Here is a 784-nt window from a genome sequence, read left to right as displayed (position 1 = left end):
GACCGTACTGTCATCGATGAGATCGGTGATCCGCTTGTCCACTTACTGCGCAATGCTGTTGATCATGGTATTGAGTCAATCAGTGATCGTGTAGCAGCAGGGAAAAGCGAGCATGGGACCATCCAGCTTCGTGCTTTCCATAGCGGTAATCATGTGTTTATTGAAATAGAAGAAGATGGAAAAGGCATTTATAGAGAGAAAGTATTAAAAACGGCTCTTAAAAATGGACTTGTAACGGCTGAGCAAGCTGCAAAGTTGACGGACAAAGAAGTTTACAACTTACTGTTCGCCTCTGGCTTCAGTACAGCCGAAAAAATTTCAGACATCTCTGGTCGCGGCGTAGGACTTGATGTGGTAAAAACCAAGATTCAAATGCTTGGCGGACATGTACAAGTTGACTCGAAGCCTGGCGTAGGAAGCAAATTCTCTGTCCAGCTCCCACTTACACTTTCTATTATTTCGGCTATGTTAGTACGACTTGGCAGTGAGAAATATGCGATTCCGTTATCCTCTATTGTGGAAACTTCAGCGATTCAGAAGAATCAGATTCGCAACATCCATGGGAACAAAATGGTGGATTACCGCAAGTCAGTTATTCCTCTTGTATCTTTAAGCTCGTTGTTTGAAGTGCCGGATTTCAATGAGGATCTTGAAGAGGAAACAGAAATTGTCGTTGTTCGTAAAGGGGACAAGCAAGTTGCATTGATGGTTGATGAATTTATCGGCCAGCAAGAGATTGTTCTCAAAACATTAGGCAAATATTTAACAGGCCTGTTTGCTATCT

The 784-nt window shown here is 42.7% G+C and carries 1 protein-coding gene; it reads left to right on the top strand.

Going from position 1 to position 784, the window contains the following annotated elements:
* Window positions 1-784, top strand: a 784-nt coding sequence (locus AC1DUA_RS39490; RefSeq protein WP_477504866.1) for a chemotaxis protein CheA, incomplete at both ends; no start/stop codon positions are given.

The organism is Paenibacillus sp. 01T422, from assembly GCF_056398785.1.
The sequence above is the reverse complement of the archived record's forward strand: the minus strand, read 5'-3'. Positions and strand labels throughout refer to the sequence as shown.